A 15826-nucleotide genomic window follows, 5' to 3' on the forward strand; every position below is an offset into this window, starting at 1 on the left:
TAATTATGATTCTTGTGTATTTCTCACTTTAACATGATAGAAAACATTTGGTTTTGTACCAATGTGCTCTAATAAATGATACATACGGTTACTTTCTTTTAACTCAGCAACCTCACTTTCTTTATCATTTACATCTCCAAATACCATTGCACCACTACTACATGCAGCAGAACAAGCCGTTTGAAACTCACTATCTTTTACTGTGCGTCCGTCTCTCTTAGCATCCAAAATAGACTTTTGAGTCATTTGAATACACATAGAGCATTTCTCCATTACTCCACGAGAACGAACATTTACATCTGGATTAATTACCATTTTACCTAAATCGTTATTCATATGGTAATTAAACTCGTCATTGTTGTTATACAAGAACCAGTTAAAACGACGTACTTTATACGGACAGTTGTTTGCACAATATCTTGTACCAACACATCTATTATACGCCATATGGTTTTGACCTTGTCTACTGTGAGATGTTGCAGCAACAGGACAAACTGTTTCACATGGAGCGTGATTACAGTGTTGACACATTACTGGCTGAAAAGCTACTTGAGGATTAGCAGAAGGATCTTCCAACTCACCAAATCCACTTAAAGAACCCTTATCTCCAGTTAAACCATCAAATTCATCTTTCTTAACATTATCCCCTTCAAAAGTATTTTCAGAAGAATAATATCTATCTATACGCAACCAGTGCATATCCCTAGACTTACGCACTTCATCCTTACCAACAACAGGCACATTATTTTCAGCGTGACAAGCTATAACACAAGCCCCACAACCAGTACATGCATTTAAATCTATTGATAAATTAAAGTGATGACCAACAGAACGATCAAAATCATCCCAAAGACTAACTGAAACAGCATCTACTTCGTTATGATTTAAAGATACCTGAGGAACTGGGTTCCATTCTGCGTGATCTTTAGTATTAAAAATTTCTAATGTAGTTTCTTTGATAATATCACCTCTACCCATTAATGTCTTATGAAGCTGCACACAAGCAAACTCATGCATACCCTCTGCTTTAGACACAGATACAGATTGATTAGAAACACCTCCTTGATATAATGCATACGCATTAACACCTGTTTGCATTTCTGCTTGTAAACCAGATTTTCTTCCGTAACCAAAAGAAAGCCCAACAGAACCTGGCGCTTGACCTGGCTGAATAATTACTGGAACCTCTTTTAACTCAACATCTCCTACTTTAAGATTTACTTTACTACCATCTAAACCGCCGTTAGCCACATGATCATTAACAAGACCTAACTTTTCAGCATCAGCTTTAGATACAGTAACATAATTATCCCAAGATACTCTAGTAATTGGATCTGGAAACTCTTGCAACCATGGATTATTAGCCTGCTGACCATCTCCCATACCCACCTTAGAGTACAAAGCTAACTCCATACCAGATGAAGATGCCTTAGATAACTTAGAAGCCGCCATAGATAAATCTACTAGAGATGAAACTATCGACTCTTCTTCAGAAACAACTGAAGCAACAGTTTCCTCAACAACATCTACAATAGTAGCAGGTGCTTTATAAACACCATCATGTAACGCCTGATTCCACTTTCCGCCTCCTAACACAGAAGAACTCCAAGTTTCCTTAATATAATCATAATACGTCTTATCAGATCCCATCCAAACTAGTAACGATGATTGGAATTGACGCGTATCAAAAATCTCTTTAATTGTTGGCTGTATTAATGCATAATGTCCTTTTTTAATTTGAACATCACCCCAAGATTCTAAGTAATTAGGAGCAGCAGCAGCATAAGTAGACACAGCTACAGTCTCATTATTACTTTGTGAAAAAGCAACAGATAAATCTACCTTAGACAATGCATCTGTAAACTCAGCCGAATTTGGCATTGTATAAGCAGGGTTTACACCATCCATAATAAGCAGACCCACCTTACCGGCTTTCATATCTGCCATTAATTTAGCAACAGCCTTAACACTACCTTGTCTTACATATTTTGGTGCCTTAGCATCAAAAGCAACACTAGACTGCTTTTCATTAATTGCCAAAACAATCGCTTGAGCATCTTTATCATCTAAACCCGTTACAACAACAGCTTTACCTTTAGCCTTTTTAAACTCTTCTGCAGTAGCTAAAACAGCTTTTTCTACAACAGCAGGCAACTCACCACCTACAGACACATTCATTACTTTAGCGTAAAATTTAGCTAAAGCAATTTTCTGCTGTGTAGGAGTTAACAACACTCTTTTATCTGCATTAGCACCAGTTAACGACATATTTGCCTCAAACTGAATGTGCCTTGACATTTTTCCATTTTTTGGAACACGACCAGCAGAATACCCACTATCATATCCACCACCTTGCCAATCACCAAGAAAATCTGCTCCAAAAGAAACAATTAACTCAGCTTTCTCAAAGTTATAATCAGCTAATGCTCTTTCACCATACTTTTCCTCAAAAGCATTTAATGCAGCATCAGCAGAAATAGCATCATAAGTAACATGATTTACATTTTCACCGTAAACCTCCTTAAACTCAGCAATCAATCTAGAAGTAGATGGACTAGCGTAAGTTTGCGTCAATAATGCAATTTGCTTACCAGAACCCTTCAACGCAGTTAATTTTGACTTAACCACACCATCTAAAGCAGACCACTCAACAGCCTCCCCTTTAGACACAGGACCCTGCAATCTCTTACTATCATATAATGACAAAACAGAAGCTTGCACACGAGCATTTGCGGACCCGTTTACTTTAGCATCTGTATTATTTTCAATTTTTATTGGCCTACCCTCTCGAGTTTTTACCAAAACACTTGCAAAGTCAAAACCATCTGCTATTGTTGTTGCATAATAATTAGCAACACCAGGTATAATTTGATCTGGCTGAACAACATAAGGTATTGATTTTACAACCGGCCCTTCACAAGCAGCCATTGTTGCAGCAGCAGTACTAAAACCTACATACTTTAAGAAATCCCTTCTATTAGTAGAACTTGCTGCTAAACCTTCCTTATCACCTAAGAAATCTTCAACAGGTATCTCCTGAACAAATTCGTTCTGTTTTAGCGCCTCAACAATGGAATCGTTAGGATTTAACTCCGCTTCGCTTTTCCAATATTTTTTGTTTGATGACATACGATATATCTGAAATTATCTTCTTTTACAATCAATTAATAGTGACACTTACCACATTCTAAACCACCTTGCATAGCAGCCGTAAGCTTCTCTACACCATACTTTTTAGAAAGCTCTTCATGAATTTTATCATAATAAGCATTACCTTCCATTTTCACATTTGTTTCTCTATGACAGTTAATACACCACCCCATAGTTAATGGAGCATGCTGACTAACAACTTCCATCTCCTCAATTGGACCGTGACATGTCTGACACTCAACTCCAGCAACACTTACGTGCTGAGAGTGATTAAAGTAAACAAAATCTGGTAAATTATGTATCCTAACCCACTCTACAGGCTTAGACTCACCAGTATATTTTTGACCTTCTTCATCCCAACCAACAGCAGCATAAAGCTTTTTAATCTCCTTAGTATAGAACTCATTTGTATAACCATTTTCAATATCAGACTGAGAAGGACCCTCTGGATTACCCTTGTACTCATATATCGATTTATGACAATTCATACAAACATTCAAAGATGGAATACCCGAAGTCTTAGAAACCCTAGCAGAAGAATGACAATACTTACAATCTACCTTATTATCTCCAGCATGAACTTTATGAGAAAAATGAATTGGCTGAACTGGCTCGTAACCCTGATCTATACCCACTTGCATAAAGTAACCATATACAAAGTAAGCACTAGTTAATAACAAGAATACAACAGAAACCAAAACCAAAAACTGGTTTTGAACAAACGCTTTCCAAATAGGAATTCGTTTTTCAGCTCTTTCTCTCTCAACATCAATACCATTAGCTTTAGCAATGTTACGCAAAGTCTTGTTAACCATAAACAACATAGCAACCAACAACGCAAAAACCAAAGCCAACGCCCCTAAGATAATCTCATTAGAAACCCCACTAGAGGAACCACCTGATACATCACCTGAAACAGGAACAGCAGCACTAGCAGCAGGCTTTTCTTCCACTGCAGCTGTATAAGCCAAGATATTATCAATATCTCCATTACTTAATGTAGGAAAAGCAGTCATTGCAGTATTGTTATACTCTGCAAAAATCTTATTAGCATAAGAGTCCCCAGACTTAATAACACCTGAACTATTTTTAACCCACGCATAAATCCACTCACGATCTAAACCTTCTTCCTCTAAACGAGACTCCACATTCCTTAAAGCAGGACCAGTTCCTTTTCTATCCAAAGAGTGACATGATGCACAATTTTGATTAAAGATCTGTTTCCCCTTTGCAGGATCAGCATTTTCTGATTGAGAAAATAGGGATACTGAAAATAGCATTGCAGCTATCAGATTGACACCCAAAAATTTAGAAAGTTGATTACGGTATAAAACCTTTTTCATATTTAAAATATTTCTATCGAAATCCTGGCACGATAATTACTATATAACAGGCACACGCCCTATATCGCTTCTTAAATTGAACGCAAAAATACGACATAGACTTAAATTTGGAAATGTTAAGGGATTGATAATTTATAATTTATAATTGTTCTAAATAATATTTATGCGTTATGTTTGATTTATAATAATTTACATTTGCATAAGCTTATTAATATTAACACGTACAACTAATGAAAACACTTTATACAAGCATAATATGCCTTACCCTAAGCACTTTTTGTTTTGCTCAAGAAGGAGACGTTACTATAAAGCAAGACAAAAGCCTTGAGAAGCTTTTAGATTTATACACTGAAAGCAATAAAACATCAAAATACTACACTATACAAATACACTCTAGTCAAAGCCCCAGTAAAGCTAACAGCAAAAAAAGTGAAGCACAAGAAAGCTTTACAAACTGGTTTTCAGAAATTAGTTTTGACCAACCAAATTACAAGGTGAGAATAGGAAAATTTAACACAAAATTTGAAGCCCAACAAAAACTAATAGAAGTACACAAAAAGTATCCTAACGCATTTTTAATTGCAGACCAAAAGGAAAAATAATCTATACAAACACAATTAAAAGAGCGATCCAGAAATGGGTCGCTCTTTTTTTTATAACGTAATTAAAAACTTACTTATATAAAACGAAATCACAAATTTAATCTTAAGCAAATAAAAACACCACACACCAATATTACACCTGAGTTTTTTTAAAAATATCTAACCTACCCAAGAAGAAAACATCAACAGCAAACAACATAAGAATCTTAAAAAACCCTATAGACATAGAGAGAGAGAGAGAGAGGGAGTAACAAATAAAATTGCAAAATAAACACCGGAAGCCCCAACAATAAGTTTTATCACACAGCTTAATAAGACACAACACAAAGGAATACTATTTTAATAGCTAACCAGAAAGAAAAATAAAAAAACACAACCTAAAGCCGAACCATCTATTATACACAGACAAATAGACAACATTTTTATGTAATAAAATAAAACACTAATTTTATAAGAAACAAAACCCTATACATATGAAAACAACAAAGATCTACATCAGTCTATTTTTCCTGACTTTTTTCTCTACACTATGTTTTGCACAAGAAAGCGAAATATCAATAAACGAAGAAGAAAACAAAACAACAACAGTTAACCAAAACACATTACTAGCTCCTCCCTTTGCCATACAAATACACCAAAGCACAAACATAGCCGAAGCGAATAAAATAAAATCTGAAGCAAAAAGGAATTTCCCAGGAATGAGCACTAAGCTAAAAAGCAACCAAAACATACACAGCATTACACTTGGCAATTTCAACAACATAAGGGAAGCCAACCAGAAGCTAAAGACAGTTAAAACAAAATACCCTTCAGCAGTATTAATATCTAATCAAAAGGAATAAATACTAGATTAACATAAAACAAAAAAGCGACTCATTTCTGAGTCGCTTTTTTTCATATGATTTAGAAATTATTATTTCAATTTCTTTTTAACCGCTACCTCTTGGAAAGCTTCAACTATATCACCTTCCTTAATATCATTGTAGTTTTTAACCTGAAGTCCACAATCATACCCTTTAGCAACTTCTTTAGCATCATCCTTAAATCGTTTTAAAGAAGCAAGTTCTCCTGTGTAAATTACAACACCATCACGTATTAAACGTATACCTGCATTCCTAACCAATTTACCCGTTAATACCATACAACCTGCAATTGTACCCACCTTAGATATCTTAAAGGTCTCACGTATTTCTGCAGTACCAAGTATCTCCTCTTTCATTTCTGGGGAAAGCATACCTTCCATTGCATCCTTAAGATCATTAATTGCAGCATAAATAATAGAATACATTCTAATATCTATTTCCTCTTTTTCTGCAATTGCTCTTGCATTACCCATTGGCCTTACATTAAACCCAATAATAATTGCATCTGAAGCAGAAGCTAACAATACATCTGACTCCGTAATAGGACCAACAGCTTTGTGTATAATATTTACTTGTATTTCTTCAGTAGAAAGTTTCTGGAAAGAATCCGTAAGTGCTTCAACAGAACCATCAACATCACCCTTAAGAATAATATTAAGCTCTTTAAAGTCTCCTAAAGCAATACGTCTACCAATTTCATCTAAAGTAATATGACGCTGTGTACGCACAGATTGCTCTCTTTGTAACTGAGAACGCTTAGAAGCAATTTGCTTAGCCTCACGCTCATCCTCTAACACATTAAACTTATCACCTGCCTGTGGCGCACCATCTAAACCTAAAATAGATATTGGTGTAGAAGGACCAACCTCTTGAACGTTATTACCACGTTCATCTTGCATTGCCTTAATTTTACCACTACAAGTACCAGCTAAGACATAGTCACCTATTTTTAAAGTACCAGCTTGCACTAAAATTGTAGAAACATAACCCCTACCTTTATCCAAGAACGCCTCTACCACTGTACCTGAAGCTAACTTTTTAGGGTTTGCTTTAAGCTCTAACAACTCAGCCTCCAATAAAACTTTCTCTAAAAGCTCTTTGACACCAGTTCCCTTTTTAGCTGAAATATCTTGAGACTGAATTTTTCCTCCCCAATCTTCAACCAATAAGTTCATCTGCGCTAAACCTTCCTTAATTTTATCTGGATTTGCAGTAGGTCTATCTATTTTATTTATTGCAAAAATTATAGGAACTCCAGCCGCTTGTGCGTGACTAATAGCTTCTTTTGTTTGAGGCATAATATCATCATCTGCCGCAACAACTATAATTGCAATATCCGTTACTTGAGCACCACGTGCACGCATTGCCGTAAAGGCCTCGTGACCCGGAGTATCCAAGAACGCTATTTTTTGTCCATTATCCAACTGAACCCCGTAAGCACCAATATGCTGTGTAATACCACCACTTTCACCAGCAATTACATTCTCTTTACGAATGTAATCCAATAAAGATGTTTTACCATGATCTACGTGACCCATTACCGTTACAATAGGAGCTCTTTCTTTTAAATCTTCAGGAGCATCAACCTCTTCCACAATAGATTCTTCAATCTCTGCAGCAATAAACTCAACTTCGTATCCAAACTCTTCAGCAACTATAGATAATGTCTCAGCATCTAAACGCTGATTCATCGTCACCATAATTCCTAATGACATACAAGCAGATATTATCTGAGTACTAGAAACCTCCATCATAGTAGCAACCTCACCAACAGTAACAAACTCTGTTACTTTTAAGATTTTACTTTCTGCTTCTTGCTTCTCAAGATCCTTCTCTGTCTGTTGACGGTGCTGATCTCTTTTATCTCTTCTATACTTAGCTCCTTTTCCTTTTTTAGACTTACCTTGAAGTTTCTCCAAAGTTTCTCTAACCTGCTTTTGAACTTCTTCTTCAGTAGGCTCAACTTTTACAACTGGCGCATTAAATCTACCTTTACCTGGTCCAGATTTACCCCTGTTATTTCCACCTTGTCCACCTCTATTATTACCACCTGGCTTGTTATTACTAACAATTCTCTTTCGGCGTTTTTTCTTATCACCTCCAGCACCAGCAGCATTCTTAGGAGCTTCTTTCTTTTTAGGCTTATTAAACTTAGACAAATCAATTTTTGCACCCGTAAGCTTAGGTCCAGATAATTTTTGATATTGAGTAGTTATAACCGTATTCTCCTTAGCTTCTGCCTCAGTAGTCTCAGCTGGTTTTTCCGCTTCAACTTTTGCTTTTGGCTCTTCTTTTTTAACAGGAGCAGGCTTTTTGGCTGCAGGAGCAGACTTCTTTTTACCCGCATCTAAATCTATCTTACCAACAGTTTTAGGACCCGCTAACTCAACTTTACCCGTTTTTATGGTTGTAGATTCTTTTGCCACAGGTTTTTCAACCGGCTTAGACTCTTCTTTAACCACTGGCTTTTTAGCCTGAACAGGTTTTTCTTCTTTAGGAGTTACTTTTTCCTCAACAGGAGCTGGCTTCTTTTTACCTGCATCAAGATCTATTTTACCAACAGTCTTTGGGCCAGATAATTCTGCTTTAGCCTTAACAACCTCTTGCGCAGCTGCTCTTTTCTCTCTTGCCAAACGCTTTTCTTCTTGCTCTTTTTCCAATTGCAATCTAAGCGCTTCTTTTTCTTTACGTTTTTCCTCGCCAACTTCCTTAGAAGCAACTTTCTTGCTCTTATCTGTTTGGAATTCATCCAAAAGAATTTGATGCACCTCATTGGAAATCTTAGTAGTAGGCCTTGCCTCCACCTCATGTCCTTTGGACGAAAGATGGTCTATAGCCCTATCTAAAGAAATATTTAATTCCCTGAGGACCTTATTGAGCCTTATTGTTGCATTCTCTGCCATAAACAAGTATTCGTATTCTTAAATTTTTGCTAATATATAGCTTAATCTTCTAATTCTTCTTTAAGTATGCGCACAACTTCTAAAATAGTTTCAACTTCTAAATCTGTACGCTTTGCTAAATCTTGAGAATCTTGCTCTAATACGCTTCTTGCAGTATCTAAACCAATCTTCTTAAATTCTTCTATAATCCAGCTATCAATTTCATCAGAGAACTCTGTTAACTCAACATCCTCTTCTACTCCTTCACGGAATACATCAATCTCATAACCAGTTAATTGCCCCGCCAATCTAATATTATGACCACCTCTACCAATTGCTCTTGAAACCTCATCTGGTTTTAAGTAAACTTGCGCAGTCATTTTCTCATCGTTTAACTTAACCGATGATATTTTTGCAGGACTTAATGCTCTTGTAACTAACAATTGTGGATTGCTAGTCCAGTTAACAACATCAATATTCTCATTTCCTAATTCTCTTACAATACCATGTATTCTAGAACCTTTTACACCCACACAGGCACCAACAGGATCTATACGATCATCATAAGAGTCTACAGCTACTTTTGCCTTTTCTCCAGGGATACGCACTGCTTTTTTAATAGTAATTAAACCATCAAAAACCTCTGGTATCTCTTGAAAAAATAATTGCTCTAAAAATTTAGGCGATGTTCTAGACATAATAATAGAAGGCTTATTACCCTTAAGCTCTACACTTTCTATAATACCACGAACATTATCTCCTTTTCTAAAGAAATCTGAAGGTATTTGCCTGTCTTTAGGCATTACAATTTCATTTCCCTCATCATCAACAAGAATAACCGCTCTATGCCTAATATGATGCACTTCTGCCGTGTATATCTCCCCTTCTAGATCTTTAAATTGCTTATAAATAGTAGTATTATCATGCTCATGAATTTTAGCTATTAAATTTTGGCGTAATGCTAAAATTGCACGTCTTCCTAAATCTATAAGCTTCACCTCTTCAGATACATCTTCTCCTACCTCAAAATCTGGTTCAATCTTACGCGCATCTGTTAATGAAATCTCTTCATTAGGTTCTTCTACCTCACCGTCTTCTACAACAACACGATTTCTCCATATTTCTAAATCCCCTTTATCAGGATTTATAATAATATCAAAGTTATCATCAGAACCAAATTTCTTTTTCAAAGCGTTACGAAACACTTCTTCCAAAATTGCCATTAACGTTACCCTATCTATGAATTTATCATCTTTAAATTCCGAGAAAGATTCTATTAGCGCAATATTTTCCATATTGATTTATTTATTAAAATTTTAATATAACTTTTGCTTCCTTAATATCAGAAAATGAAATTTCTTCCTTTTTCTGAACAGTAACTTTACCTTTACCTACGGGCTTCTGCTCTCTTGCTTTCCACTCTAGAGTAATAGTATCTTCCGTTGCAGCAGTTAATTCTCCTTCAAAATTACGACCTTCTATTGTTTTTACCTCTAATTTTCTGCCAATATTTTTTGTATACTGCCTAGGTAAAACCAATGGCGTAGAAGCTCCCGCTGAAGCAACCTCTACAGAAAAGTCTTGCTCTTCTCTATCTAAGTTGTGATCTATAGCTCTGCTAACCGCCACACAATCTTTAAGCGTAACACCATTATCACCATCTAAAACAATATTAATTTTATGATCTGGTGTTATAGTAAAATCAATTAAAAACAATGATGGGTTTTCTTTTAAAGCCCCCTCCAACAAAGATGTAACTTGCTCTTTAAACATAACTCTTTTTACAGAAATTTTATTAAACCAAAAAAAGTATAGTTAATAAAAGAGGGGACTATTAAGTCCCCTCATGAATACAGTATATTCTTTCAGCGATGCAAATATACATATTATTTTTCACAAAATAAAGCGATCCTCACTGTTGTTTAGGTAATTATGTATATTTTTAAAAACTAAACACAAACTAATATCCAAAAATGGAAATATTATCCTCTTACAATCTTATTATTGCCGCATCGGTTATCATTATTATCTCTTTTCTTTTTAACGGAATTTCTAAAAAAACTAACATTCCATCCGTATTAATGCTTATTGTTTTAGGTGTTATTTTAAAATACGTATTAGAATTTATTGGAGAAGACAGCATTAATTTTTTCCCATCACTAGAACTACTAGGTATTGTTGGACTTATTATGATTGTGCTAGAGGCAGCACTAGAGTTAAAACTTAAAAGAGAAAAATTAGTTCCTATTTTAAAATCTATGGCCATTGCACTAGTAGGCCTTATAGCCTCTGCGTATGTTGCAGCCTTAATTTTACATCAGTTTATAGACGGTATGACAATGCAATCTGCCTGGCTATACGCAACACCCTTGTCCATATTATCTAGCGCTATAATTATACCTAGTGTTAGCGGGTTGTCAGAAAATAAAAAAGAATTTCATATTTATGAAAGTACCTTCTCTGACATTATGGGAATTATGATGTTTTACTTTTTAACTGGCAATTTAAACCCAACCGAAGGAGCTGGTAATGGTGCTGCAGGTTTTGCTGGCAATATTGGCTTAACAATTGTAATATCTATAATTGCTAGTTACGCTATAATATTGGTTTTTCAGCAGATAAAATCACAAGCAAAGCAATTTTTACTAATTGCAGTACTCCTACTTTTATATGCTTTAGGCAAAAAGCTTCACCTATCATCTTTAATTATTATTTTAATATTTGGACTTATAATTGCCAACATGAACTTGTTCTTTGGCGGATTCCTATCTAAATACCTAAATAAAGAGCGAGCAGAGCAAATTTACCACGAACTACATATTATTACACTAGAAACAGCTTTTGTAGTACGTACGTTCTTCTTTGTTATTTTTGGCATCACCATCGTCATCTCTTCTTTATTTAGCATTAACGTAGCAATTACCAGTATTCTAATAATTATATCTATATATGTAATTAGATTTATAATTCTACGTGTTTTTGTTGGTAGCGATATTTTACCACAACTTTTTATTGCCCCTAGAGGATTAATTACCGTTTTATTATTTTATGCAATACCACAAGAAGCACAAATAGAAACTTTTGATTCTGGAATTTTACTTTTTGTGATAATAGGAACTAGCTTAATTATGACCGGCGCTATGATTAAAGACAAACGTAAAATGAATACCATTTTAGACGAAATTGATGAGGATATAGATGAATTAGACAAACTACATGACGAAAATGCTAATGACGATTACGAAAGCATTAACAACAATAACACAGACTTAGAACTACCTGAAGAGGACGGCACAGACAGCGAAGATCACATAAACCATTAAAAACAAAAAACCCGATATCAAGTTGATATCGGGTTTTTACTTAACAGTGGTTGGCCCACAAGGACTCGAACCTTGAATGTCGGTACCAAAAACCGGTGTGTTACCAATTACACCATGGGCCAATGTTTGTTTTGAGGGTGCAAATTTATAATAAACTTTCGTTTACACAAAACATTTTTCAAAAAATTTTCAAAACTTTGTTAAACCTTTATAAAATTTTATCTTTCATATCTCAATTTATTACTAAATTCGCCTTAATTCATAAACAAAAAACTGTATGTTCTCTAAGAATTTTAAAAAATGGGATACTATCCTTGGTTGGGTAGCTTTTTTAATAGCATTTATTACTTACTTAATAACTGTAGAACCTACAAGTAGTTTTTGGGATGCTGGTGAATACATAGCAACTTCTGCAAAATTGCAAGTTGGTCACCCACCAGGAGCACCTTTACTACAAATGATAGGTGCGTTTTTTGCCATGTTCGCAACAGACAAAACCCAAATTGCAAGTATGGTAAACTTTGTTTCTGGCGCATCTAGTGCTTTTACCATTCTGTTTATGTTTTGGTCTATTACCAATTTGGCCAAAAAAATTATACTTAAAGAAGCTAACAGCGCATTAACCAATAGCAAAGCTATTGCAATACTAGGTAGTGGCTTAGTTGGTTCTTTAGCCTTTGCTTTTTCTGATAGCTTCTGGTTTAACGCTGTAGAGACAGAGGTTTACGCAATGGCAAGTTTTATTATGGCTTTGCTTTTATGGTTAGGTCTTAAGTGGGTAGATGAATTAGACCACCCAAGAGGAAACAGATGGATTATTATGATCTCTTTTGTAGTAGGCCTTACTTTTGGTATACAGTTTATGGGCTTTTTAGCCATACCAACAATAGGACTATTATTCTACTTTAAAAAATACAAAGAAACCACAGTTAAAAACTTTTTAATAGCTAACATTGCCGTTATTGCTATTTTAATGTTGGTTTACAAATTCTCTTTAACATACGTTCTAAAATTATTTGGTTGGAGTGAAGTGTTCTTTATTAACAGTATTGGACTACCTTTTAACTCTGGTTCTATAATAATGGGTTTACTTTTTATTATTGCTTTTGCCTACGGATTAAATTATACCAGAAAAAATAACTTTAAAACAGCAAACACAATTGTTTTATGTTTAATGTTTTTATTTTTAGGTTTTTCTACATGGCTAATGTTACCAATACGTGCAAATGCAGACGTTGTTATTAATGAAAATGACCCGTCTGACGCTAGATCTCTTTTAGCCTATTACAACAGAGAACAATACCCAGGAGTAGACAGCCCTGTTTACGGAGCATATTATTCTGATGCCTTTTCTTCTGGTGGAGATAAAATAGACGGCAAGCCAAAGTACGAGCAAGATGAAAAACTAGGAAAATACATTATTGTAAACAACTACAAAGAAGCAGAACAAGGCCCAGACAAAAAACATGTTGGACTTTTACCTAGAATGTGGTCTAGAGAAAATGCAGAAAACTATATGAAATATTATGGTGGTCTAGATTTTAAAATAAAACCAAAGTATTTAGGAAATTCACAATTAAGAAGCATATGCCAAGAAGTAAAGAATGGTCACGCTAGCGGAGAAATAGCAACAGAACAATACATTGGATTTTTAAAAGAGGTTCTAGATAAAGATTACATAGAAGTAATACCTCCAAGCATATGGGACAACATTAGATACATGATGGATTTTCAGTTTGGATATATGTACTGGCGTTACTTTATGTGGAACTTTGTTGGCAAACAAGATGATTTACAAGGTAGATACAACAACCACGGTAATTGGATTAGCGGAATAAATTTCATAGACAACTATTTAGTTGGCAGTCAAGATAACTTACCAAGTGATGTTGCAAATAACAAAGGAAGGAACACTTATTTTTTCTTACCTCTTATATTAGGTATTATTGGTATTCTTTTTCAAATTAAAAGAGATCCTAAACAATTTTGGGCATTATTGGTATTCTTTTTATTTACCGGTTTAGCCATACAGTTTTACACCAACCCAACTATATTTCAACCAAGAGAAAGAGATTACTCCCTAGTTGGTTCTTTTTATGTATTTGCAATTTGGATAGGATTAGGTGTTGCTGGTTTATATGACGAACTTAAAAAACTAACATCAGCAAAAATTATAGCTCCAATTATAACAGTTGTTTGTTTATTAGCCGTACCAACACTTATGGCTTTTCAAAACTGGGATGACCATGATAGGTCTGATAGATTTACAGCAAACAGTACCGCTAGATCATACCTAGACTCTACAGAAGAAAATGCAGGAGCTATGATATTTACTATTGGTGATAATGACACTTTTCCTCTTTGGTACTTACAAGAAATTGAAGGTTACCGCACAGACGTACGTGTTATTAACACAAGTTTATTTGCTACAGATTGGTATATAGATCAAATGAAGAAAAAGGCATACACTAGTGATCCTATTCCGTCTCAATTAACACACAACAAATACAGGTTTGGATCTAGAGATGTGGTTTACGAGCAACCTTTACCTCAATTTAAAGACAAAAGGTTAGACATTAAAGATTTTATGAACTGGATTGCGAGTGACAAACCAACAAATAAAATAAGATACATATATAAGCAGCAAGGAGCAGATCTTAGTCAGTACCCAGAAAGCTTTTTAGACTTAATATACTACCCTACTAAAAAAATACGCGTACCCGTAAACAAGAAAAATGTTTTAGAAAGCGGATTAGTTAAACCTGAAGATGCAGATTTAATAGTAGATTATATAGATATTGATTTACCTAGCGCTTTGAGCAAGAATCGTTTATTAATGTTAGATATACTTGCAAATAATGATTGGAAACGTCCAATTTATTTCTCTGGAGGTAGTTTTGATAGTGGTGAATACATTTGGATGAAAGAGTATTTACAATTAGATGGTTTAGCATACAAACTAGTACCAATTAAAACAAAAAATGCAAGTCCGTATGAAATAGGCCGTATTGATAGCGACCTAATGTACAGTATTGTTAAAAAATGGAAATGGGGTAACTCTGGTAGTCCTGACATTTACCACGACACACAAACAAGATCACAGTCTATTAGCTTTAGAGGCAACCTTGCCAGACTTACAGAACAACTTATTGAAGAAAATAAAATAGAAAAAGCAAAAGATATTATAAATATAGCTGTGACAAATATGCCTGTAGACTACTTTGGCTACTACGCCTTTGTAGAACCTTTTGTAGATGGCTACTATAGAGTAGGCGAAACTAAAAAAGCAAGAGAACTTTTTGCACAGTTAAAAACTAAGTACCAAGAAAACCTAAGCTACTACAACACCTTAGACTTGGATGAACAATATGTTAGAGAAAATGATATTTTAGGTGACCTAGAGAGCTACTTTAGACTAATAGACATACTTAAAAGAAATAACGAAACAGAACTAGCAGAGAAAGAAGAATTAATTGCTACAGAGTTCTTAACTAAATTCTCTCACTTTAACAGATCTAGAAGGCTACTAAGAGAAGAAACTCCAGAAGAGCCACCAATGACAGATCCAGATTTACCAGACTCTAATACAGTAGACACAAGCGCTACTGTATTAGATAGCACTAACAACTAACATAAAGCTAACCTTGGGTTAGCTTTATGCAA

The 15826-nt window shown here is 34.9% G+C and carries 9 protein-coding genes and 1 tRNA gene; 4 read left to right on the forward strand and 6 right to left on the reverse strand.

Annotated features, from left to right (window positions below; translation table 11 throughout):
* Positions 1–3: 3 nt before the first annotated feature.
* Positions 4–3129, reverse strand: a complete 3126-nt coding sequence (locus Q4487_RS07125) for a TAT-variant-translocated molybdopterin oxidoreductase (RefSeq protein ID WP_303540580.1) — start codon at positions 3127–3129, stop codon at positions 4–6.
* Positions 3130–3164: 35 nt separating this feature from the next.
* Positions 3165–4493: a cytochrome c3 family protein gene (locus Q4487_RS07130; protein WP_303540578.1), complete on the reverse strand. Its 1329-nt coding sequence runs from the start codon at positions 4491–4493 to the stop codon at positions 3165–3167.
* Between the two features lie 230 nt (positions 4494–4723).
* On the opposite strand from Q4487_RS07130, the gene Q4487_RS07135 reads away from it, so the two are divergent.
* Together Q4487_RS07135 and Q4487_RS07140 are read left to right on the forward strand one after the other, a co-directional pair.
* Positions 4724–5095 carry an SPOR domain-containing protein gene (locus Q4487_RS07135; protein WP_303540576.1) on the forward strand — a complete coding sequence of 124 codons (372 nt, stop codon included), beginning with the start codon at positions 4724–4726 and terminating at the stop codon, positions 5093–5095.
* 473 nt (positions 5096–5568) lie between these two features.
* Positions 5569–5937: an SPOR domain-containing protein gene (locus Q4487_RS07140; protein WP_100893903.1), complete on the forward strand. Its 369-nt coding sequence runs from the start codon at positions 5569–5571 to the stop codon at positions 5935–5937.
* A 71-nt stretch (positions 5938–6008) separates the two neighbouring features.
* Here Q4487_RS07140 and infB read toward each other — a convergent pair whose 3' ends face one another.
* From infB to rimP, 3 genes are read right to left on the reverse strand one after another with little or no spacing between them, the layout of a single operon-like run.
* Entirely contained in the window at positions 6009–8861 is a 2853-nt protein-coding gene (infB, locus tag Q4487_RS07145) for a translation initiation factor IF-2 (protein ID WP_303540573.1), read from the reverse strand.
* 41 nt (positions 8862–8902) lie between these two features.
* Positions 8903–10135 (reverse strand): transcription termination factor NusA, encoded by a 1233-nt coding sequence (nusA, locus tag Q4487_RS07150; RefSeq protein WP_100893905.1) that lies wholly within the window; start codon positions 10133–10135, stop codon positions 8903–8905.
* A gap of 13 nt (positions 10136–10148) precedes the next feature.
* Positions 10149–10613, reverse strand: a complete 465-nt coding sequence (gene rimP, locus Q4487_RS07155; protein ID WP_100893906.1) for a ribosome assembly cofactor RimP — start codon at positions 10611–10613, stop codon at positions 10149–10151.
* A 200-nt stretch (positions 10614–10813) separates the two neighbouring features.
* Here rimP and Q4487_RS07160 point away from each other — a divergent pair, with 200 nt between their 5' ends.
* Positions 10814–12163 (forward strand): cation:proton antiporter, encoded by a 1350-nt coding sequence (locus Q4487_RS07160; RefSeq protein ID WP_303540570.1) that lies wholly within the window; start codon positions 10814–10816, stop codon positions 12161–12163.
* 47 nt (positions 12164–12210) lie between these two features.
* Here Q4487_RS07160 and Q4487_RS07165 read toward each other — a convergent pair.
* Positions 12211–12285: transfer RNA gene (locus Q4487_RS07165), tRNA-Gln, on the reverse strand.
* Between the two features lie 155 nt (positions 12286–12440).
* Between Q4487_RS07165 and Q4487_RS07170 the strand changes: the two genes are divergently transcribed.
* The gene (locus tag Q4487_RS07170) at positions 12441–15794 is read left to right on the forward strand and encodes a DUF2723 domain-containing protein (RefSeq protein ID WP_303540568.1); all 3354 of its coding nucleotides are present in this window, start codon (positions 12441–12443) and stop codon (positions 15792–15794) included.
* The last annotated feature ends 32 nt before the right edge of the window (positions 15795–15826 follow it).

Origin of the sequence: Cellulophaga sp. 3_MG-2023, from assembly GCF_030546975.1 — a bacterium.
Lineage (GTDB): Bacteria > Bacteroidota > Bacteroidia > Flavobacteriales > Flavobacteriaceae > Cellulophaga.

Coding starts and splice junctions, on each gene's coding strand:
- Q4487_RS07170 (WP_303540568.1), top strand. CDS start 12,441: ATGTTCTCTAAGAATTTTAAAAAATGGGATACTATCCTTGGTTGGGTA.
- nusA (WP_100893905.1), bottom strand. CDS start 10,135: ATGGAAAATATTGCGCTAATAGAATCTTTCTCGGAATTTAAAGATGAT.
- Q4487_RS07140 (WP_100893903.1), top strand. CDS start 5,569: ATGAAAACAACAAAGATCTACATCAGTCTATTTTTCCTGACTTTTTTC.
- Q4487_RS07125 (WP_303540580.1), bottom strand. CDS start 3,129: ATGTCATCAAACAAAAAATATTGGAAAAGCGAAGCGGAGTTAAATCCT.
- Q4487_RS07130 (WP_303540578.1), bottom strand. CDS start 4,493: ATGAAAAAGGTTTTATACCGTAATCAACTTTCTAAATTTTTGGGTGTC.
- Q4487_RS07135 (WP_303540576.1), top strand. CDS start 4,724: ATGAAAACACTTTATACAAGCATAATATGCCTTACCCTAAGCACTTTT.
- infB (WP_303540573.1), bottom strand. CDS start 8,861: ATGGCAGAGAATGCAACAATAAGGCTCAATAAGGTCCTCAGGGAATTA.
- Q4487_RS07160 (WP_303540570.1), top strand. CDS start 10,814: ATGGAAATATTATCCTCTTACAATCTTATTATTGCCGCATCGGTTATC.
- rimP (WP_100893906.1), bottom strand. CDS start 10,613: ATGTTTAAAGAGCAAGTTACATCTTTGTTGGAGGGGGCTTTAAAAGAA.